This is a genomic window from Pseudonocardia oceanicola, from assembly GCF_047200735.1.
Taxonomy (GTDB): domain Bacteria; phylum Actinomycetota; class Actinomycetes; order Mycobacteriales; family Pseudonocardiaceae; genus Pseudonocardia.
The window spans coordinates 1-18,709 of record NZ_JBJZON010000042.1 but is presented as its reverse complement, the minus strand read 5'-3'; the positions used below and the strand labels follow the sequence as shown (position 1 = coordinate 18,709).

Below are 18,709 nucleotides of genomic sequence, written 5' to 3'. Positions count from 1 at the left end.
CCGTGCTCCGGCCTGGCCAACCGTGCGACGACCGTCTAGCATCGGTGCTGCTGTTAATGATATCCCTAGATTAAGGCAGCTGGCCGGACGACGGAGTCAGGAACCGGGTATGGGCAAGACATTGCTGGAGCGGGAGCAGGACCACCCGCAGGAGATCGTGGCCGAGCGCGACGGTCGACGGATCGTCACGATGGACTCGGCGCGGTACGTCGACGAGCGCAACACCGGGCGGGACGTGGTCGTGCCGGCGTCGTACATCGGGGTGCTCCCCGCGCGGATGGTGGCCGTCCACCGCCCACGCGCGGTGATCGGGCACGACGCGTGCGTCGGCAAGGACGGCGCCGGGATCGCCGGTCTGTGGTATCTCGAGGCCCTGGGCATCGCGGCGGCGTGCGCGGACGGCATGACCGCGGACATGGGCAACGGCGAGGACCTCTACCGCTCGGGCGTGGTCAAGCACGTCAACTACGTGGCCGAGACGTGCGGGGTCAAGCCGGGCATGAGCGTGGCCGAGGCTGCGGACCTGCTGCTGGACACCGACCCCACGGACACCGAGGTGGGCAACAAGATCCGCCGCGAGGTGATGGAGACGCACGAGAGCGGTCGCCGCGTCGTCGTCACCGACTCGATCGTCTGGGCCTACCCGGAGGACGAGAACACGTCCGTGCTGGTCACGGCGGGACACACCGGCCGCAGCGGCGCGAAGTTCCTGCTCGAGGCCAAGCCGTGGGGGTTCATCTGCCACGACGGCGGAATGAGCAAGAACCGCTCCGGCATCGCCGGACTGGCGACCGCGGACGAGGCCGGATTGGCCGGTGCCTGCATCGACGGCACCACCGCCCCCATCGGGAACGCCTTCGCGGGCTACGAGTACGGCCTGATCAGCGCGCACAACGAGGCCGCCGCGAAGCGCGGGGTCGAGGTCGGGATGACGGTGAAGGAGGCGGCGCACCGGCTCCTGGTGGGTGGCGCGTGACCGTCCTCGATGCCAAGGGGCTGACCGCGGGGTTCTGGTCCGCGGCCACCCGGCGCGAGCTCGTCCGGCCGGTGTGCCGGGCGTGCGGGCACAACTTCTTCACCCCTCAGGTCGCCTGCCCGGCGTGCCTGTCCGAGGACTGGTCGTACGAGCGCAGCTCGGGGCGGGGACGGGTCTACAGCGCCACGACGGTGCACAGGGCGCCGAGCCCGGAGTTCACCGCGCCCTTCGGGCTCGGAATCGTGGACCTCGACGAGGGGTGGAGCATGCTGGCCGGCCTGGTGGGGTACCCACTCCCCGCGATCGGCGCGGCCGTCGAGGTCACCTGGGTCGTGCAGGGCGGTCGGCTCGTCCCGGCCTTTCGGGAGGTGACGTCGTGAACCTCTCGGACGTGGCGATCGTCGGGGTCGGCGTGACCCCGCAGCGGAAGCGTTCGGACCGCAACTCGCTGCAGGTCGCCCTGGACGCGGCGAAGCTCGCCCTGGCTGATGCGGGGCTCCCGCACACGGCCGTCGACGGCATCGCCGCGCGCTGGCCGGGTCCCGGCGGCACGGACCTCGCGCCCGGGTCGGCGGACTGGTCGACGCTGCTGGGGGTGCCGCTGCGCTGGATCGGCGACTCGTACCCGCAGGGCGTCCCCGCGCTGGTGGACGCGGCGGGTGCGCTGCTCACCGGGCAGGCGAGCACGATCCTGATCACCGGGGGACAGGCCGGGGTGCTGGGAGGCGGCCGGGTCGCCTCCTACACCCAGCCCGGCAACGAGTTCGTGGCCCCGTTCGGCGCGTTCACCGCCGCGCACTTCGCCCTGGTGGCCCAGCGCCATCTGGCCCGCTTCCCGCACGCTCGGCGCGGTGCGGCGGAGATCGCGGCCACGATCCGTACCACCGGATCGGCGAACCCCGAGGCGGTGATGGCGGGCCGCGGCCCCTACACCGCCGACGACGTGCTGGCCGCGCCGCCGGTCGTCGACCCCTTCACACTGCTGGACCTGTGCCTGGCCTCCGAGGGCGGGGCCGCGGTCGTCGTGACCACGCTCGAGCGGGCGCGCGACCTGCCGCACCCGCCGGTCGTGCTGCTGGGAGCGGGCATGGAGTGGCTGCGCCAGCAGTATGTCGACCCGGCCCGCTACGAGCAGGCCTGGTCGATCGGCGCGGCGGCGGCGCGGACGGCCTTCGGGCAGGCGGGCGTCGGGCCACAGGACATCGACGTCGCCCAGCTCTACGACGTGAACTCGCTGGAGGTCGCGCGGCAGTTCGAGGCCCTCGGCTTCTGCGCCGAGGGCGAGGGCACGGACTTCGCGCTCGCCACCGGCATCGGACCGGACGGGAAGCTCCCCACCTGCACGGACGGCGGCCTGCTGAGCTTCAGCCACATCGGCTGGGGCGCCCCCACCCTCAAGCTGGCGGAGGCCGTCCATCAGGTCCGCGGCACCGCGGGCGACCGACAGATCCCGAACGCCGAGATCGCCGTGGCGGCCGGCGCCGGTTCCGGTGCCCAGTACTACAACCTCGCGCTTCTCGGACGCGCACGCTGACCGGAGAGGAGATCGACAGTGACGACGATCGAGGCGCCACGGGGCGCCCGTGACGAGACCGACCTGAAGAAGAACGGGGTGATCGACTCCGACGTCCACCCGAACTTCGTCAACGGCATCCGTGACCTGATGCCGTACATGACCGAGACTTGGCGGACCCGTCTGGGCATCAGCGGGGACGACTGGGCGAAAGGCATGGCCGCGGCCCAGTTCACCCTGCCGCTCGACTACCTCTACATCAACCCGGCGGGCGCGTACCGGGAGGACGCGGCTCAGCCGGGTGTCCCGCCGGCCACGGACCCGATCTTCACCGCGAAGCAGCTGCTGGACCCGCACAACGTCTACCGCGCGGTGCTGCTGTCCGGGCAGTGCCTGGGCATCGGCGCGATGCCGGACGGGATGGTCGCCGCGACCATCGCGTCGGCCTACAACGAGTGGATGTGCGAGCGCTGGCTGCAGGAGGACAAGCGCTTCCGCGGCGCCCTCGTCGTCGCGCCGCAGGACCCGGACGCCGCGGTCGCCGAGATCGACCGGATGGCCGGTCGCGATGGTGTCGTGGCGGTGTTCATGCCACTCGGCCAGATCTTGATGGGCGAGAAGCACTACTGGCCCATCTACGAGGCCTGCAACCGGCACGAGCTCCCGATCGTGACCCACCCGTCGGGCACGGAGAACGTGTTCGCCAAGGCCCCGCAGATGGCGGGCACCCCGACCTTCTACCTGGAGTGGCACACCGCGCTCGGGCAGATCCACCAGTCGAACACGCTGAGCATGCTGTGCCACGGCGTCTTCGAGAAGTTCCCGAAGCTCAAGCACGTGATCGCCGAGGGCGGCTTCATCTGGGCCCTCGAGGTCATGTGGAAGCTCGACCGGGACTGGAAGGGCCTGCGCAACGAGGTGCCGTGGCTGACCCGCCCGCCGTCGGAGTACCTGCTCGAGCACGTTCGGTTCACCACGCAGCCCTTCATCGAGCCCCACGACCCCCGGCACCTGGCCCCGCTGATGGACATGCTGCACGCAGACCGCGTGCTCATGTACAGCTCGGACTACCCGCACTGGGACTTCGACAACCCGGACCGCGCGCTGGCGGGCATCAGTCCCGAGCTGCGCCGCCGGATCCAGGTCGAGACCCCCCGCGAGGTCTACGGAGACCGCCTTGACTGAGACCGTGAATTCGACAGTGAAGTCGGAGACGCCCGTGCGCCCCAAGGGCACCCCGCACGTGATCTGCACCGTCGAGGAGCTGCCGGTCGGGCAGCGCAAGATCGTCGATATCGACGGCAGGTCGGTCGGCGTGCTCAACGTCGACGGTCGTTACCACGCCCTGCTCAACAGCTGCCCGCACCACGGGGCCCCGCTGTGCGAGGGGGTCGTGAAGGGCACCATGGCCGACACCGCAGTGCACGAGTACCGCTACGAGCAGCACAACGAGTGGATCACCTGCCCGTGGCACGGCTACGAGTTCCGGCTCGAGACCGGGCGCGCGCTGGTGAAGAACGAACGCGGCCGCGTTCGCGTCTACCCCGTCCGGGTCGAGGACGGGAACGTCGTGCTCTACGCCTGACGGCCCGGCACGACATCCACGAGGAGACGGCACAATGGACATCGGTGTCGCCGTACTGGCGCACGCCCGCAACACCCCTGGCGCGACGGCCGCCTTCGAGGGCGACCGGTCGCTGACCTACGCCCAGCTCGACGAGCGGACCAACCGCCTGGCGAACACGTTGCAGGGCCGCTTCGGCGTCCGGCCCGGGGACCGGGTCGCCGTGCTGCTGCGCAACCGGCTCGAGGTCGCCGAGGCGATCGTCGGCTGCACGAAGGCCGGCGCGGTGTACTGCGGGCTCAACTTCCGGATGAGCGAGGACGAGTATCGCGCCATCCTCGACAACGCCGGCGCCAGGGTGTTGCTCACCGAGGGACCGTTCCGGGAGCTCGCCCAGACCCTGGCGGCGGAGTTCGGGCTGAAGGTGCTCGACGTTGACTCCGAGGCGGACTGGTCGCTCGTGGACGCGTCCGCGGCGCCGCCGTCCACGGTCCACGCGCGTCGGCCCGAGGACGAGTTCTGCATCGTCTACACCAGCGGCACCACCGGGGCACCCAAGGGCATCCTGTTCGACGGCCGAGCCGTCGCGACCCACGCGATGGTCGCGGGACTCGAGTACGGGATGTCGGCGAGCTCGCGCTGGTTGACCACCATCCCGCACAACTCCAGCGTGCAGATCACGCTGGCCCCGACGTTCTTCCTCGGCGGCGCCGTCGGGTTCCACGACGCCCGGGGGTTCGATCCCGCGGTGTTCGCCGCCGAGGCGACCAAGCAGGGCGTCACGCACACCTACCTGGTGCCGACGATGCTCTACCGGGTGCTGGAGGCGAACCTGGGCAGGGCCGACCTGGCCACGCTCACATCGATCGGGTACGGGGCGGCGCCGATCGCCCCGGAGCGGGTGACCGAGCTGGTCAACCGCTTCGGGCCGGTGTTCTCGCAGCTCTACGGGATGGCCGAGGTCGCCTCGATCGCGACCATGCTGCGGCAGGCGGACCACCGGCGGATCGCCGACGGGAAGACGGGGCTGACCGCCTCGGCGGGCAGGCCGTCGTTCCTCACGGACGTCCGCGTGGTGAACGAGCAGGGCGCCGACTGCGGGCCGGGGGAGCGGGGCGAGGTCCTGTTCCACACGCCGTACACGATGCTCGGGTACCACAAGAACCCGGAGAAGACGGCCGAGACGCTGGTGGACGGCTGGGTGCACTCCGGCGACATCGGCACCTTCGACGACGAGGGCTACCTCTACATCGTCGACCGCAAGAAGGACCTGATCATCCGCGGCGGCTACAACATCACGCCTTCGGAGATCGAGAACGTGCTGTACTCGCACCCCGCCGTGCTGGAGGCCGCCGTCGTGGGCCTCCCGGACCGGGAGTGGGGCGAGTCGGTGCTGGCCGCGGTGGCGCTCCGCGAGGGCACCGCGGCCACCGAGGAGGACCTGCGGGAGCACTGCCGGGCCGCCGGGTTGCCGAGCATCAAGGTCCCCGGCCAGGTGCTCACCCTCGACTCGCTGCCGAAGAACGCCGTCGGCAAGATCGCCAAGCGCTCGGTCGTCGAGATCGTGACCAAGGCCGGCCGGTCGTGACCGGGCCCGCGCCCGGCGCACCGGCCCGGGCCGCCGCCGAGCAGGAGCTCAAGGTCGAGGTCACCGCCCGCGAGGAGGTCGCGGACGGGGTCGTCGCGCTGGAGCTGCGACGCGCGGGCGGGGGCGAGCTCCCGGCATGGGAGCCCGGCGCGCACATCGACCTGGTGCTCGACACCGACCTCGAACGGCAGTACTCGCTGTGCGGTGATCCCGCGGACCGGCAGGTCTGGCGGATCGCCGTGCTGCGCGAGCCCGAGTCCCGCGGGGGCTCGGAACGCGTGCACACGGCGGTCGCGGTGGGGGACATCCTGACCGCACGGGGCCCGCGCAACAACTTCGCGCTGGAGCCTTCGCCCCGTTACCTCTTCGTGGCGGGTGGCATCGGCATCACCCCGATCCTGCCGATGATCGCCGCGGCGCAGGCCGCGGGCGCGGAGTGGACGCTCGCCTACGGCGGCAGGCGCGCCGCGTCGATGGCCTTCCGCGACACCGTGTCCGAGCGCGGCGAGCGGGTGCGCATCCATCCGGAGGAGAGCCACGGCCTGCTGCCGCTGGCCGAGCTGCTCGACGCCCCGTCCGCGGACACGCTGGTCTACTGCTGCGGTCCGGAGCCGCTCCTGCGTGCGGTCGAGGAGCGGTGCGTGGGCTGGCCGAAGGGCAGCCTGCACGTGGAGCGCTTCGCTCCCAAGGAGGTGGGCGCCCCCGAGCGGGCCGCGGCATTCCGAGTGCGGTGTGCGCGCTCGGCCATCGAGGTCGAGGTGGGCCCCGACCGGTCGATCCTCGACGCACTGGAGGAGGCCGGGGCGCCGGTGCCCTCGTCGTGCCGCGAGGGCACCTGCGGGACCTGCGAGTCGCCGGTCGTGTCGGGCCGACCCGACCACCGCGACTCGCTGCTGACCGAGGACGAGCAGGAGGCGGGCGACACGATGTTGATCTGCGTGTCCCGCTCGCTCGACGACGAACTCGTGCTCGACATCTGAGGAGAATCGATGGATCTGGAGCTGGAGGGCAAGGTCGCGATCGTGACCGGCGCGAGCCGGGGGCTCGGTCGGGCCGCCGCCGAGGCGTTGGCAGCGGAGGGCGCGAACGTCCTCGCGGTCGCCCGCACCACCCCGGACCTGGAGAAGCTCCAGGCCACGGACCCGGAGCGGATCGCGATCGAGACCGTGGACATGCGCTCCGCGGAGCAGGTCGCAGCGCTCGCGGAGCACGCCGTCGCACGGTTCGGGCGGCTGGACGTCGTGGTGAACAACGCCGGCATCGCGCCGGCCGGGCGGTTCGTGGACCAGCCGCAGGAGCAGTGGGACGAGGTCTTCGCCGTCAACGTCCGGGCCCCGGCGGTGCTGGCCCGGGCGGCGGGCCGCTACTTCCTGGAGCAGCGCTCCGGAAAGGTGATCAACGTGGCGAGCACGTCCGGCATCAACGGCAAGCCGGTGCTGGTCTCGTACTCCGCCTCGAAGGGCGCGGTGCTGCAGTTCACGAAGGCGCTCGGGGCGGAGTGGGCGCGGTTCGGCGTGCAGGTCACGGCCATCGCGCCGGGTGCGTTCGAGACAGACGCGCAGTCCGCGGTGCTCGACGACCCGCAGACGCTGGACCGGCGGCTGCGCAAGATCCCGGCCGGCCGGATGGGCCGCGGGGACGAGTTCGGGCCCCTGGTCTGCTACCTGGCGTCGCCGCTGTCGGACTTCATGACCGGCTCGGTGATCGTCTTCGACGGCGGCGAGGTGAACAAGCTGTGATCATCGACGGACACACGCACGTCTATCCGGACAGCGTGGCGAAGAAGGCCATCGCCGGGTCGCCCGCGGACCTCAAGCGCTTCGGCGACGGCACCGTGGGTTCTTTGACGGCGGTCATGGCCGCCTCAGGGGTGGACCGGTCGGTTTGCCTCGGCGTCGCCAACACCCCGGACCGGGTGGACAACGCGAACCGCTTCGCGGGCTCGCTGGACCCGGCCCGCTTCGTCGGGTTCGGGTCGGTGCACCCGGGGCTGAGCCCGGAGGAGAACGTCGCGAGCCTGCGGGCGCACCGCCTCAAAGGCGCGAAGGTGCACCCGATGTTCCAGGACCTGCGGCTGGACGACCCGCGGCTGCACGCCACGTTCGACGCGATGTCCGGCGAGTTCGCCGTGATCATCCACGTGGGCGCGGCAGGGACGGACCCGGGCGAGCGGTGCAGCCCGGCGATGCTGGCGGACATCGTGCGGCGGTTCCCACGCCTGGACGTCATCGCCTGCCACTTCGGTGGTTACCGTCGCCTCGACGAGGCCATCGAGACGGTCATCGGGCTGCCGGTGTACGTCGACACGTCCTGGCCGCCCTCGCTGGGCACGGTGGAGCCGGCGAAGGTCCGCGCGGTGATCGAGAAGCACGGGCCGGAGCGGGTGGTGTTCGCCTCGGACTGGCCGATGGCCGACCCGGGCGCCGAGATCGAAGTCATCCGGGGCCTGGGGTTGTCGGACTCGGACACCGACCTCGTGCTGGGCGGCAACCTCGCCCGGCTGCTGGACCTGTCGTGACCCGCCGGGTCGCCCTGGTCACCGGGAGCGCCCGCGGCATCGGCCGCGCCGTCGCGGAACGCCTCGCCACGGAGCACGACGTCGTCGTGCACGGCAGGCGCGATCGTGCTGCGGCGAAGGAGGTCGCTGCACTGCTCGAGAAGCAGGGCGCCGAGACCCTCGTCGTCACGGCGGACCTGGGCGACCCGGAGCGGGTCGCCGTGCTGGCGGACGCCACCCTGGAGCGGTTCGGCCGGGTCGACACCCTGGTGGCCAACGCCGCGTCGACGGCGTTCAAGCCGCTCGTCGACGTCACCGGTCGGCACAGCCGGATGACCTTCGCGACCGTGATCGACAGCCTGGTCGAGCTCGTCCACCGGCTCGCGCCCTCGATGGGCGACGGCGGCAGGCTGCTCACGATCGGCGGGCTCGACGCCCGGTTCGCGCAGTCCGGGCACGGGCTCCTCGGCGGGGCGAAAGCCGCGCTGGAGGCGCTCACCCGGTCCTGGGCCGTCGAGCTGGGACCGCGGGGCGTCACGGCGAACACCGTGGTCCCGGGCCCGGTCCTCACGGACTCGCTGGAGACCTACCTGGGCGGGCAGGAGGACGTCCGGCGAATGCTGGTCGACCACACGCCCACCGGTCGGCTCTGCACTCCGGAGGACATCGCCGGCGTCGTCGGGTTCCTGGTGTCGCCCGCGGGCGGGATGATCTCGGGCCAGGTGCTGACGGTGGACGGCGGGATCAGCGCGCAGGGCGGCCCGTGGGGCGCGATGCGGGAGCTCTGGTAGCGCCCAGCGCGCCGAGCACCGACCGCTCCAGGTGGGCCGCGACCTCGCCGGGTGACCAGCCGAGGGCGAGCAGGTCCACGACCACCCGCTCGTCGAACAAGGTGACCCAGACGAGCACCGCGTAGTCGACGTCCTGCTCCGGGCACACGCCGTCCCCGACCAGCTCGCGCACCACCGGGGCGAGCACCGCGTGCAGGGCCGACGTCACCGGGTCCTGGGCGCGGACCCGCTCCAGGAACCCCGCGGGGCTGCGCATCTGGGTGGCGGCCCGACCCCAGCCGGCGGCGAGGGCGACCCAGCGGGAGCCCATCCGCTCGAAGCGGTCCAGGCCGCGGACCTCGGGCGGGACCGCGGCGAGCTCGCTCGCCAGTTCCTCGGCGAGCCGCAGGTAGAACTCCCCGAATGCCTCGTGGACGTCGGCGAAGTGCCGGTACGCGGTCGCCGTCGCGACGCCGGCGGCGCGGGCGAGCTCGGGCAGGCTGAAGGTGGGACCACGCTCGGCCAGGAGAACGCCCGCCGCGGCGACCAGCCGGTCGCGCGTCCGCGCAGTGTCGCGGCGCAGTCGCGCCTGCCCACTGGTCTGCCCACCGGCCTGCGTCGTCATGGTCGACTCATCGTGCCACATTTCGAGAACTTCTTCTCATGTTAAAGCGGGAAGAACTTCCCGACTCGGGCGTTGACCGGGCGTTCCCGGGATCCGACCCTGAGTGGGTCAAGTCGAGAATATCTTCTCGACTCCACTCTTCGGGAGGTCGTTCGTGTATCCGCCCCGCCTGCATGGCCGCCGTGCGCCGCTCGCCGCCGTGGCCGTCGTCCTGCTCGGCGCGCTCGTCGCCGGCTGCTCCTCGGCGCCCGGCACCACCACCCCGCTCGCGGATCGCGACACCTACCACGTCGGGCTGCTGCAGATCGCGCCCGCGACGTTGCTCGACCAGACGGTCAAGGCGTTCGAGGACCGGCTGAGCGCGCAGCTGGCGCCCAAGAAGGTCACGGTCGACGTGGTGAACGCCCAGGGCGACCAGAGCCTCATCGCGAGCTCGGCCCGCGATCTCGCCGGCACGGACGACGACGCGTTCGCCGTGATCGGCACCCCGGCGGTGATCGCGCTGGCCAAGCAGGTGACGGACCGGCCGGTGATCGCCATCGCGATGGGCGACCCGGTGGGGGCGGGCCTGGCGGCCAGCCTGGAGGCTCCCGGGCGGAACGTCACCGGGAGCGTCGACTACGTCGACCCGGCGCTGCTGCTCGACCAGATCATGACCGTGCAGCCCACCCCGACGCGGCTCGGCACCGTGTACGACCCCGCCAACCAGAACATGGTCGTCTGGACGGAGGCGCTCAAGAAGGCGGTCGCCGCGCACCCGAACCTCGAGCTGGTCGAGTCGACGATCTCCGGGTCGGCCGACGTCGCGACGGCGGCCCGCGGGCTGGTGGGCCGGGCGGACGCGGTGCTCGTGGGTCCCGACGCGACGGTCTTCGCCGGGCTGCCCGCGGTCGGGGCGGCGCTCGGCGGCGCGCGGGTCCCGGTCTACGTGTCCGGGGGCGACGCGTCCGTCGACGGGGTGCTGGCCACGATCGGGCCGGACTATCCGGCGGTCGGCGCGTTGGCCGCCGACGCCGCCGCCCAGGTGCTCAAGGGCACGCCCGCCGCGCAGGTCCCGTTCGGCAGGCCCGCGGGCGTCGAGTTCGGCATCAACCGCACCACCATGGAGTCGCTCGGGGTGACCATCCCGCCGTCCATCCTCGCCACGGCGACGGTGCAGTGATGCTCGGCAGACTCGTCCTCGACACCCTGGTGACCGGGCTGCCGCTGGTGATCGTGTTCCTCGGCATCCACACCGTCTTCCGGCTGCGGGCGGACTTCGACCTCACCGTGGAGGGCAGCTTCGCCCTCGGCGGCGCGGCGACCGCGGTGGCCCTGCTCGCGGGCGTCGACCCCGCCCTCGCCCTGCTCGTGGGCGCGGCCGCCGGGGCGCTCGCGGGGCTGGCCACCGCGCTGGTGCACCTCACGCTCGGGGTGCCGGTGCTGCTGGCCGGCCTGGTGATGAGCATCGGGCTGTTCAGCGTCACCCTGCACGTGCTCGGCGCCCCGACGGTGGGGTTGCTCGCGGCCTCGACCGTCTTCGACGGTGGTGGCGACATCCGGACCGTCGTCCTCCTCGCCGGCGTGGTCCTCGCCGTGCTGCTGACCTACCTGCTGTTCCTGCGTACCGAGATCGGGCTCGCGCTGCGGGCGAGCGGGGTCAACGCGCGGATGGCCCGCAGCCAGGGTGTCGACGACCGGGCGATGACGGTGCTCGCGCTGGTGCTGGCCAACGGGCTGGCCGGGCTCGGGGCGGCGCTGGTCGTGCAGACCCAGGGCTACGCGGACGTGAACATGGGCATCGGGACGTTCGTCGGCGGCGTCGGGGCGATCCTGCTCGGCGAGCTCCTCCTGCGCCCCAGCGGGTCCGCCGTGCTGCGGATCGTCGGCTGCGTCCTGGCGGGCACCCTGCTCTACCGGCTCGTCCTGACCGGCGCCCTGCGGATCGGGCTACCCGCCGCGGACCTCAAGGGCGTCACGGCCCTGACCCTGATCATCGCCGTGGCGGCGCACCGCTACCTCGGCGGCGGCGTCCGGCGGCTCTCCCGCGCTCGACGCGAGCGACCCGTGGCGGAGGTGTCCTGATGCTCGAGATCGACGACGTCACCCTCGTGCACAACGCGGGCCGCACCGACGAGGTCGTGGCCCTGGACGGGCTGTCGCTGACCCTGCCCGCGGGTCAGTTCACGACCGTGATCGGCAGCAACGGCGCGGGCAAGAGCAGCCTCGTGCAGATCGTCAGCGGCGCGGCGCGGCCGACCCGGGGACGGGTCCGGCTCGACGACGAGGACGTCACCCGCCACGGCGACCACCGCCGGGCGGGACGGGTCGCCCGGGTGTTCGACGACCCGCGCGCCGGCTCGGCGCCCGAGCTGAGCATCGAGGACAACCTGGCCCTGGCGATGGCCCGCGGTCGCAGGCGCACCCTGCGGTTCGCGGTGGGGGCGAAGCGCCGCATCGTGATGCGCGAACACCTCGCCCGGCTCGGCCTCGGCCTGGAGGACCGGCTCGGTGACCGTGTCGGGCTGCTGTCCGCGGGCCAGCGACAGAGCCTGACGATGGTGATGGCCGGGCTGTCCCGTCCCTCGGTGCTGCTGCTCGACGAGCACCTCGCCGCGCTCGACCCCGGGACCGCCGGACGGGTGCTGGACCTGACGCGCGAGCTCGTCGAGGAGATGGGGGCGACCACGCTGATGATCACCCACAACATGGAGCACGCGCTGTCCCTGGGCGACCGGCTGCTCGTGCTCAGCCGCGGCCGGGTGATCGGCGACCTCGACGCGGCGACGAAGCGCGACACGACGGTAGGCGGGCTCGTCGACATGCTCACCGCGTCCCAGGACGCCGTCAGCGACCGGCTGCTGCTCGCGGAGCGTGCGTGAGCACCCCGTCGAGAGTGGACCGGGAGGACCCGATGACCGCAGAGACCGAGACGACCGAGATCCGCTTCCACACCGGCGACGTCGAGTTCGCGACGCTGTCCGAGATCGCCGAGGCGGCACGCGCCGCGCTCCCGCCCGACGTCGTCGACTTCCTCGACGGCGGGTCGGGCGAGGAGCGGACCCTGCGCCGCAACCGGGAGGCGTTCGGCCGGTGGGAGTACCGGCCGCGGGTGATGAGCGGGCACGGGGTGCCGGACCTGTCGACCCGCTTCCTCGGCGTGGCGCTCGGTGTCCCGGTGCTCACCTCGCCGTTCGGCGCGGACGGCCTCTTCCATCCCGACGGGCAGTGCGCCGTCGCCCGGGCGAACGCGGCGGCGGGCGCGGCCAGCATCGTCCCCGAGGCGGGCACTCACCCGATCGAGGCGGTCGCGGCGGCCGCGCCCGCCGCGGCCCGGATCGCGCAGCTGCACCCGATGGGCACCCCGCAGACCTACGCGGCGATGCTGCGTCGGATCGCCGCGGCCGGCTACTCCGCCGTGTGCGTCACCGTCGACTGCCCGACGGCGGGCTGGCGGGAACGCAACCTGCGCAACCGCTTCGACCCGGACATCACGGTGATCACCGGGAACTACCCGGTGGGCGGCGCCGTCCGCCCGGAGGAGGTGTTCGGGCAGCTGTTCACCCGCACCGAGGCCGTCTGGACCTGGGCGGAGCTCGCCGAGCGGATGGCCGGGTGCCCGCTGCCGTGGATGGCCAAGGGGATCCTGACCGCCGCCGACGCGGAGGCCGCCGTCGAGGCGGGGGCGGCCGCGGTGCTGGTGTCCAACCACGGGGGCAGGCAGCTCGACGGCGCGCCCGCGGCGCTCGATCAGCTCCCCGAGGTCGCGGCGGCGGTGGGGGACCGAGCCCAGGTCGCGCTGGACAGCGGGGTGCGCACGGGCGCCGACGTGGTCACCGCACTCGCCCTCGGCGCGGACGTCGTGGTCCTCGGCAGGCTCGCCGCCACGGCGCTGGCCGCGGGCGGGGAGGCGGCGGTGCGGCGGATGCACGACCTGCTCCGGGCGGAGATGCTCACCGTGCTGACCCTGCTCGGCGTCGGCGGCGTCGCCGATCTCGGACCGGATCTCGTCCAGCGGCGGGCGCAATGATCCGGCGACAGCCGGGGCAGGCCCCCACGATCTCCGGGGCCGTGGCGCACGGCGGGCTGGTGTACACCGCCGGGCTGGTCGCGCCGTCCGTGCTGACCGGCTCTCCCGGCCCGATGGAGGCGCAGGTCGCCGAGGTGCTGGACCTCCTGCGGTCCGTGCTCGCCGAGTCGGGCACGGAGGCGGCGCGGGTGCTGCGCGTCGAGGCCTATCTCACCGACCCGGCCGACCTGCCGGTGTGGGACGCGGGGTTCGCCGCGGTCTGGCCCACGGACCCGCCCTCGCGCACCACGGTCTGCCTCACCCTGGCCGCACCGGGCGCGCGGATCGAGATCCAGGCGGTGGCGGCACTCCCGGCATGACCGCCTACGGCGGGCACACCGAACCCGGCCGCCGGCGTCGCTCACGGGGTCGTCGCCGTCAGCTCGTCCCACAGGGCCTGCTCGCCACCCGCGAGGACGCGCCGGCCGAGCATCTGCGCCCACTCCTGCTCGGGGAGGTCGGCGTCCCGGGTCGCCCAGAGCAGCCGGGTCAGCGGGTGCAGCGGGTACTCGGTGGTGATGCCCAGCGCCCCGTGCAGCTGGTGGGCGATCCGGGCCCCCTCGGTCGCCGCCGACCCGCAGACCACCCGGGCGTTCGCGGCCGCGTCCGCCGCGCGGGGGGTGTCGGCCGCGTCGAGCGCCGTCCCGAGGGCGGTCTCCGCCTGGAGCAGCTCGACCCGCAGCCGGGCCAGCGCGGTGGCGACCGCGGGGAGCGTGACGAGCGGGCGACCGAACTGCTCGCGGGTGCGCACGTGCTCGCGGGTGAGCCGATAGGCGCCGCGCAGCGCCCCCACGAGCGTGGCGGAGCGCACCGCGGCGAGCCGCGCGAGCACCGCGCCCCCGTCGACGCCCGCCAGCGGGTCCGCGGGCCCGGGCTCGACCTCGTCGAGCGGCTGCCCCGCCGCGTCCGTCCCCCGGGCGACGATGCGACCCACCGGCGCGGCCACCGTCGCCGACCCGTCGTGCGCCAGGAGTAGCAGGTGCGAGGCCCGCGACGCCCACGGCACGGAGAGCGGACCCCGCCCGCCGCGAACCACCGTGCCCGCAGTGTGCACCGTGCCCAGCGTCGGCTCGTGGTGTCCCGCCAGCGCCCAACAGGCGGTGGCGTGCTCGGCGAGGGGAACGGCCGCACCGTGCTCACCGAGGGCCTGGGCCACCTCCGCGAGCTCGCGCAGGGTCCCGCCGGACCCGCCCGCGGACTCGGCGACCCCGATCGTCGTCAGGCCCAGCTCGGTGAGGGTCTTCCATATCTCTCCGCCGCCACCGACGACGTTGCGGACCAGCTCGCGCAGTTCGCTCATGCCGCCACCTCGGCCTTCGTGATCATCGACAGCAGAACCTCCGACGCCCCGCCGCGCAGCGAGAACCCGGGCGATGCCAACAGGGACTGGGTGAGTGCAGCTCGCAGCGCGGGCGGCCCCGTCGGGGTGACCCGGCGGGCCAGCTCCAGGACGTCGCGCTCGAAGGCGTTCCCGAGCAGCTTGCACGTGGCCGCCTCCTGGACGGGCGCGCCGCCCGAGTCCAGCAGCTCGGCGATGTGACGGCACAGCCGCCGCAGGACGGCCAGCCGGGCGACGAAGCCGCCCAACTCCGCCGGGTCCGCGACCTCGGCCTCGGCGAGGACCTGGACCAGCAGAGGATAGGTGGTGAGCACCCGCTCCGGCCCACCGCGTTCGAAGGCGAGCTGCTCGGTGACCTGCCGCCAGCCGTCGTCCCGCGTGCCGATGAGGCGGTGCCCCGCGACCGGGACGTCGTCGAACGCGACCTCGTTGAAGTGGTGCTCGCCGGTCATGTCGACGATGGGGGAGACCTCAACTCCGGGTGCGCTCATGTCGACCACGAACTCGGACAGCCCGGCGTGCGGACGGACACCCTCGGCCCGCGGGGTGGTGCGGGCGAGCACGTAGGCGTGCGTGGCCTCGTGCGCCCCGCTCGTCCAGATCTTGCGTCCGGTGATCCGGAAACCGTCGCCGTCGGGCACCGCCCGAGTCCGCACCGAGGCGAGGTCCGACCCCGCCCCCGGCTCGCTGAGGCCGAGACAGAACACGACGTCCGCCCCCGCGATCCCGGGCAGGATCTCCTCCTGCAACTGCTCGTTCCCGTGCCGCAGGATCGCGGGTCCGATCTGGCGGTCCGCGATCCAGTGCAGGGCCACGGGTGCCCCGGCGCGCAGCAGCTCCTCGGTCACGGCCAATCGGTGCACGTTACCGAGGCCGCGCCCGTAGGGCGCCGGCCACGTCATCCCGATCAGGCCGCGCGCCGCCATCTCCTTGCTGAACGCGAGATCGGGACTGCGCAGCCACGAGTCGGCCCGCGGGACGTAGCGACCGGCGGTCCGCCAGTCGGCACAGAGCTCGCGTACCTCCTCGCGGAGTGCCTGCTCGGACGGGTTCTCCACCATGCCAACCACCTCTTCTCAGGGTCGAATCTATGAATACAGTAACCCGGATTGTTGGTGGGCGGCCCGAATGGGGACCGGCGGTGACGGGCGACTTGACAGCGGGCTTCAGCCCAGCCAGTCTAGGGTCATCGTTATCAGTTGTTCGTCCCCGGCGAACCTGCTGAGGACGCCTCCGAAGACGTAGAAGGGCACGACGAGGTGACCGAGACCGCGCACACCACGCGACGCGACATGCACAACGACTTCGACATCGAGGACGTCAGCCTCGCCGAGAACTTCGAGGAGGTGCTCGACGACCTGGTCGCCCGCTGTCCCGTGGCCCACAGCACGGTCGGCAAGGGGTACCACGTGATCAACCGGCACGCCGACGTGCGGCGCGCCGGGCAGGACTGGCGGACGTTCTCCAGCGCCGACGGTTGGCTGCTCAACCCGCCGGACGAGTCGATCCCGATCCTTCCCGAGGACCTCGACCCGCCCTACCACGACACTTGGCGTCGCGTCCTCAACCCCTTCTTCGCCCCGAAGAGCGTGGAGGGCATCGAGGACCTCGCGCGCAAGTACGCCCGTCAACTGCTCGACGGGTTCGCGGAGAAGGGGGAGTGCGAGTTCGTCGCGGACTTCGCCGCCCAGCTGCCCGGATTGATCCTCTTCAACTCCATCGTGCCGGTGCCGGTGGAGGACCTGCCGCAGCTGTTCCAGGACATCGACACCTACTCGTTCGGCCCGCTCGAGGACCGGATCCCGGCGTTTGCGCGGGTCTACGAGTACCTGAACACCTACCTGAAGTCGCGCGCCGAGCAGCCCGCGAAGGGCGACGTCATCGACGTCATCAATGCCGGCGTGGACCGGGACGGGCAGCCCTGCCCGTGGGAGGACAAGGTCCACATCCTGCTGGACGTCATCTTCGGCGGTCTGGCGACCACGACCCACGCGATGTCCGGCGCGGTCTACCACTTCGCCACGCACCCGGAGATCCGGAAGGACCTGATCGCCCACCCCGAGCTGATCCCGAACGCGGTGGAGGAGACGGTGCGGCTCTACCCGCCGGTCGTCGCGCCGGCGCGTACGGTCCGCAAGGACGTCGAGATCGGCGGGGTCCAGCTCAAGGCGGGTGACCGAATCGCCCTGAACTACGCCGCTGCCTCCCGGGACCCGGAGGCCTGCGCGAACCCGACCGAGTTCGACATCCGTCGCGCCGACATCGTGCAGGCCGCGTTCGGCGTGGGCGTGCACCGCTGCCTCGGCGCCCACCTGGCCCGCTTGGAGTTGCGTGTGACCATCGAGGAGTTCCTCGCCCGCATTCCGGACTTCGAGCTCAAGCCGGGCACCAAGCCCAGCTACGAGAGCGCGCAGCTGCGGACGATGAAGAATTTGCACCTCGTCTGGCCCACTTCTGCCTGAGGCCGGAGCCGACCAGGAGGACAACGTGAAGGTCACTGTCAACGGTGCGCTCTGCACCGGTCACGGTCGCTGCTACTCGCTGGCGCCCGGCGTCTTCGAACCCGACGACGAGGGGTACAACCTGGAGCGCGACGTGCCCATCGACGTGCCGGCCGAGCACGAGGAGAATTCCCGGCTCGCAGCCCACGCCTGCCCCGAGGGAGCCATCTCGATGGCGGAGTCGTGACCGCCAAGCTCTACGCTCATCCCACGCAGGCCGGACCTCTCCGACGAGGCGTTCCATCAGCACTGGCGTACCACCCACGCTGATCTCGCCCGCCGGATCAGCAGCCTGCGCCGTTACGTCCAGAGTCACCGCCTCCCCGGTCCACACGGGTCTGAGGTGATCGAGGAGGGCCCGCCACGGGGGTCGGAGGCTAACGGCGTCAAGCTGCTCCAGCTCGTGCGGCGGCCCGCGGGAATCGACCGTGAATCGTGGCGGGAGGAGCTGCTCGCCGCCGACCATGCCTCCGTGGGCAGCAGCCTGCACGCGGAACGGCACGTGATCGCCTTCTGCGTCCCGGAGAGCTACGGGACCGAGGGCCCGGACCCGCTCTTCGACGCGGTCCGGGAGCTGAGCTGGCCGACCCTCGAGGACCTCCGGCGGGCTCGGGACTCCGCGGCCCGGGCGCGGTTGGTCGTCACCGCCGATGTCGCCGAGGAGTACCGGGTCATCTGGCCGAAGGTCTGAGGCGCCACGAACATCAAGGAGAAGATCGAATGACCGCAAGCGCTACGGAGACGGGTACCGCCCTGGTCCGTCGGTACATCGACGCCGTGTCTGCCCTGGACGTCGACCGCATCGTCGCGACGCTGCACCCCGACGTCGTCATGCACATCCCGTTCGCGCCGGAGGGCATCCCGACAGTCGTCGAGGGCAAGGCTGCCGTCACGGAGTGGTTCAGCGCCGTACCGAATCTGATGGCGCCACTGAACTACAAGGACCACGACATCGTCGCGCTCGAGCGTGAGGGTGAGTACGTGGCCCGCTACTCCGGCTCGACCACCGTCCTGCCGACGGGGAACCCCTACAGCACGAGCTACGTGGCTCTGTTCACTGTCAGGGACGGGCTCCTGATCAGCACGACCGAGTACTTCGATGCGGTCGCCCTGGTCAAGGGGCTCGGCTGGACCGTCACGCCCCCCTCCGGGGCCTGACCGGTCAACGACCCGGGGCGGGTGGGCGTCTGGCGCCCACCCGCCCCGTTCCATGTCCGATTCCTCTCGAGCGAGGAGACCTGAGAGCATGACCTCCACCGTGACCCCGATCCGGAGGGACCGGGTGGTG

General features: G+C 72.3%; 22 protein-coding genes and 1 pseudogene. 20 read left to right on the top strand and 3 right to left on the bottom strand.

From position 1 onward, the window contains the following. Window positions 1-109: 109 nt before the first annotated feature. The 10 genes from ACL02T_RS33290 to ACL02T_RS33245 are packed head-to-tail and all read left to right on the top strand — an operon-like array spanning window position 110 to window position 8,929. A complete protein-coding gene (locus ACL02T_RS33290; protein ID WP_412834801.1) occupies window positions 110-976 on the top strand; it encodes a hypothetical protein in 867 nt (288 codons plus the stop codon). Then, window positions 973-1,356, top strand: a complete 384-nt coding sequence (locus tag ACL02T_RS33285) for a Zn-ribbon domain-containing OB-fold protein (protein WP_412834800.1) — start codon at window positions 973-975, stop codon at window positions 1,354-1,356. Before ACL02T_RS33290 ends, ACL02T_RS33285 begins: the two co-directional genes overlap by 4 nt. Continuing rightward, window positions 1,353-2,510, top strand: coding sequence for a thiolase family protein (locus tag ACL02T_RS33280; protein WP_412834799.1), 1,158 nt, complete (start codon window positions 1,353-1,355; stop codon window positions 2,508-2,510). Before ACL02T_RS33285 ends, ACL02T_RS33280 begins: the two co-directional genes overlap by 4 nt. 18 nt (window positions 2,511-2,528) lie before the next feature. Next, the gene (locus ACL02T_RS33275; protein WP_412834798.1) at window positions 2,529-3,674 is read left to right on the top strand and encodes an amidohydrolase family protein; all 1,146 of its coding nucleotides are present in this window, start codon (window positions 2,529-2,531) and stop codon (window positions 3,672-3,674) included. A gap of 4 nt (window positions 3,675-3,678) precedes the next feature. Beyond that, window positions 3,679-4,074 (top strand): Rieske (2Fe-2S) protein, encoded by a 396-nt coding sequence (locus ACL02T_RS33270; RefSeq protein WP_412834797.1) that lies wholly within the window; start codon window positions 3,679-3,681, stop codon window positions 4,072-4,074. Between the two features lie 34 nt (window positions 4,075-4,108). Then, on the top strand, window positions 4,109-5,641 hold the full coding sequence (locus ACL02T_RS33265) for a class I adenylate-forming enzyme family protein (protein WP_412834796.1): 1,533 nt from the start codon (window positions 4,109-4,111) through the stop codon (window positions 5,639-5,641). Next, entirely contained in the window at window positions 5,638-6,621 is a 984-nt protein-coding gene (locus ACL02T_RS33260; protein WP_412834795.1) for a PDR/VanB family oxidoreductase, read from the top strand. Before ACL02T_RS33265 ends, ACL02T_RS33260 begins: the two co-directional genes overlap by 4 nt. Before the next feature lie 9 nt (window positions 6,622-6,630). After that, entirely contained in the window at window positions 6,631-7,380 is a 750-nt protein-coding gene (locus ACL02T_RS33255; protein WP_412834794.1) for an SDR family NAD(P)-dependent oxidoreductase, read from the top strand. Continuing rightward, window positions 7,377-8,159, top strand: coding sequence for an amidohydrolase family protein (locus ACL02T_RS33250; protein ID WP_412834793.1), 783 nt, complete (start codon window positions 7,377-7,379; stop codon window positions 8,157-8,159). Before ACL02T_RS33255 ends, ACL02T_RS33250 begins: the two co-directional genes overlap by 4 nt. Next, entirely contained in the window at window positions 8,156-8,929 is a 774-nt protein-coding gene (locus ACL02T_RS33245) for an SDR family NAD(P)-dependent oxidoreductase (protein ID WP_412834792.1), read from the top strand. Before ACL02T_RS33250 ends, ACL02T_RS33245 begins: the two co-directional genes overlap by 4 nt. Here the strand turns inward: ACL02T_RS33245 and ACL02T_RS33240 are convergent. Beyond that, window positions 8,883-9,533 (bottom strand): TetR/AcrR family transcriptional regulator, encoded by a 651-nt coding sequence (locus ACL02T_RS33240; RefSeq protein ID WP_412834791.1) that lies wholly within the window; start codon window positions 9,531-9,533, stop codon window positions 8,883-8,885. The two genes, ACL02T_RS33245 and ACL02T_RS33240, sit on opposite strands and share 47 nt — an antisense overlap. A 154-nt stretch (window positions 9,534-9,687) precedes the next feature. Here ACL02T_RS33240 and ACL02T_RS33235 point away from each other — a divergent pair, with 154 nt between their 5' ends. The 5 genes from ACL02T_RS33235 to ACL02T_RS33215 are packed head-to-tail and all read left to right on the top strand — an operon-like array spanning window position 9,688 to window position 13,901. Continuing rightward, complete coding sequence (locus ACL02T_RS33235) at window positions 9,688-10,695, top strand: ABC transporter substrate-binding protein (protein WP_412834790.1); 1,008 nt, start codon at window positions 9,688-9,690, stop codon at window positions 10,693-10,695. Beyond that, entirely contained in the window at window positions 10,695-11,597 is a 903-nt protein-coding gene (locus ACL02T_RS33230) for an ABC transporter permease (RefSeq protein ID WP_412834789.1), read from the top strand. The genes ACL02T_RS33235 and ACL02T_RS33230 overlap by 1 nt, the downstream gene beginning before the upstream one ends. Further along, on the top strand, window positions 11,597-12,394 hold the full coding sequence (locus ACL02T_RS33225) for an ABC transporter ATP-binding protein (RefSeq protein WP_412834788.1): 798 nt from the start codon (window positions 11,597-11,599) through the stop codon (window positions 12,392-12,394). Before ACL02T_RS33230 ends, ACL02T_RS33225 begins: the two co-directional genes overlap by 1 nt. A 32-nt stretch (window positions 12,395-12,426) precedes the next feature. Then, window positions 12,427-13,542 carry an alpha-hydroxy acid oxidase gene (locus ACL02T_RS33220; protein WP_412834787.1) on the top strand — a complete coding sequence of 372 codons (1,116 nt, stop codon included), beginning with the start codon at window positions 12,427-12,429 and terminating at the stop codon, window positions 13,540-13,542. After that, window positions 13,539-13,901, top strand: a complete 363-nt coding sequence (locus ACL02T_RS33215; RefSeq protein WP_412834786.1) for a RidA family protein — start codon at window positions 13,539-13,541, stop codon at window positions 13,899-13,901. Before ACL02T_RS33220 ends, ACL02T_RS33215 begins: the two co-directional genes overlap by 4 nt. 41 nt (window positions 13,902-13,942) lie before the next feature. Here the strand turns inward: ACL02T_RS33215 and ACL02T_RS33210 are convergent, their stop codons facing one another. Next, a complete protein-coding gene (locus tag ACL02T_RS33210) occupies window positions 13,943-14,881 on the bottom strand; it encodes an acyl-CoA dehydrogenase family protein (protein WP_412834785.1) in 939 nt (312 codons plus the stop codon). After that, window positions 14,878-15,981 carry an acyl-CoA dehydrogenase family protein gene (locus ACL02T_RS33205; protein ID WP_412834784.1) on the bottom strand — a complete coding sequence of 368 codons (1,104 nt, stop codon included), beginning with the start codon at window positions 15,979-15,981 and terminating at the stop codon, window positions 14,878-14,880. Before ACL02T_RS33205 ends, ACL02T_RS33210 begins: the two co-directional genes overlap by 4 nt. A gap of 198 nt (window positions 15,982-16,179) precedes the next feature. Here ACL02T_RS33205 and ACL02T_RS33200 point away from each other — a divergent pair, with 198 nt between their 5' ends. The 5 genes and pseudogenes from ACL02T_RS33200 (at window position 16,180) to ACL02T_RS33180 (ending at window position 18,579) form a co-directional block, all read left to right on the top strand. Then, window positions 16,180-17,382 (top strand): cytochrome P450, encoded by a 1,203-nt coding sequence (locus ACL02T_RS33200; RefSeq protein WP_412834783.1) that lies wholly within the window; start codon window positions 16,180-16,182, stop codon window positions 17,380-17,382. A gap of 25 nt (window positions 17,383-17,407) precedes the next feature. Beyond that, window positions 17,408-17,608 carry a ferredoxin gene (locus ACL02T_RS33195; RefSeq protein WP_412834782.1) on the top strand — a complete coding sequence of 67 codons (201 nt, stop codon included), beginning with the start codon at window positions 17,408-17,410 and terminating at the stop codon, window positions 17,606-17,608. An 18-nt stretch (window positions 17,609-17,626) separates the two neighbouring features. Next, window positions 17,627-17,737: pseudogene (locus tag ACL02T_RS33190) on the top strand (EthD domain-containing protein); the annotation flags it as partial. Between the two features lie 156 nt (window positions 17,738-17,893). After that, entirely contained in the window at window positions 17,894-18,112 is a 219-nt protein-coding gene (locus tag ACL02T_RS33185) for a hypothetical protein (protein WP_412834781.1), read from the top strand. Between the two features lie 29 nt (window positions 18,113-18,141). Next, window positions 18,142-18,579: a nuclear transport factor 2 family protein gene (locus tag ACL02T_RS33180; RefSeq protein WP_412834780.1), complete on the top strand. Its 438-nt coding sequence runs from the start codon at window positions 18,142-18,144 to the stop codon at window positions 18,577-18,579. Window positions 18,580-18,709: the final 130 nt, after the last annotated feature.

What these genes read in the sequence shown, in the direction of transcription:
- ACL02T_RS33290 (WP_412834801.1), top strand. Translation starts at nt 110, where the DNA reads ATGGGCAAGACATTGCTGGAGCGGGAGCAGGACCACCCGCAGGAGATC.
- ACL02T_RS33265 (WP_412834796.1), top strand. Translation starts at nt 4,109, where the DNA reads ATGGACATCGGTGTCGCCGTACTGGCGCACGCCCGCAACACCCCTGGC.
- ACL02T_RS33255 (WP_412834794.1), top strand. Translation starts at nt 6,631, where the DNA reads ATGGATCTGGAGCTGGAGGGCAAGGTCGCGATCGTGACCGGCGCGAGC.
- ACL02T_RS33240 (WP_412834791.1), bottom strand. Translation starts at nt 9,533, where the DNA reads ATGACGACGCAGGCCGGTGGGCAGACCAGTGGGCAGGCGCGACTGCGC.
- ACL02T_RS33230 (WP_412834789.1), top strand. Translation starts at nt 10,695, where the DNA reads ATGCTCGGCAGACTCGTCCTCGACACCCTGGTGACCGGGCTGCCGCTG.
- ACL02T_RS33225 (WP_412834788.1), top strand. Translation starts at nt 11,597, where the DNA reads ATGCTCGAGATCGACGACGTCACCCTCGTGCACAACGCGGGCCGCACC.
- ACL02T_RS33220 (WP_412834787.1), top strand. Translation starts at nt 12,427, where the DNA reads ATGACCGCAGAGACCGAGACGACCGAGATCCGCTTCCACACCGGCGAC.
- ACL02T_RS33215 (WP_412834786.1), top strand. Translation starts at nt 13,539, where the DNA reads ATGATCCGGCGACAGCCGGGGCAGGCCCCCACGATCTCCGGGGCCGTG.
- ACL02T_RS33210 (WP_412834785.1), bottom strand. Translation starts at nt 14,881, where the DNA reads ATGAGCGAACTGCGCGAGCTGGTCCGCAACGTCGTCGGTGGCGGCGGA.
- ACL02T_RS33205 (WP_412834784.1), bottom strand. Translation starts at nt 15,981, where the DNA reads ATGGTGGAGAACCCGTCCGAGCAGGCACTCCGCGAGGAGGTACGCGAG.
- ACL02T_RS33180 (WP_412834780.1), top strand. Translation starts at nt 18,142, where the DNA reads ATGACCGCAAGCGCTACGGAGACGGGTACCGCCCTGGTCCGTCGGTAC.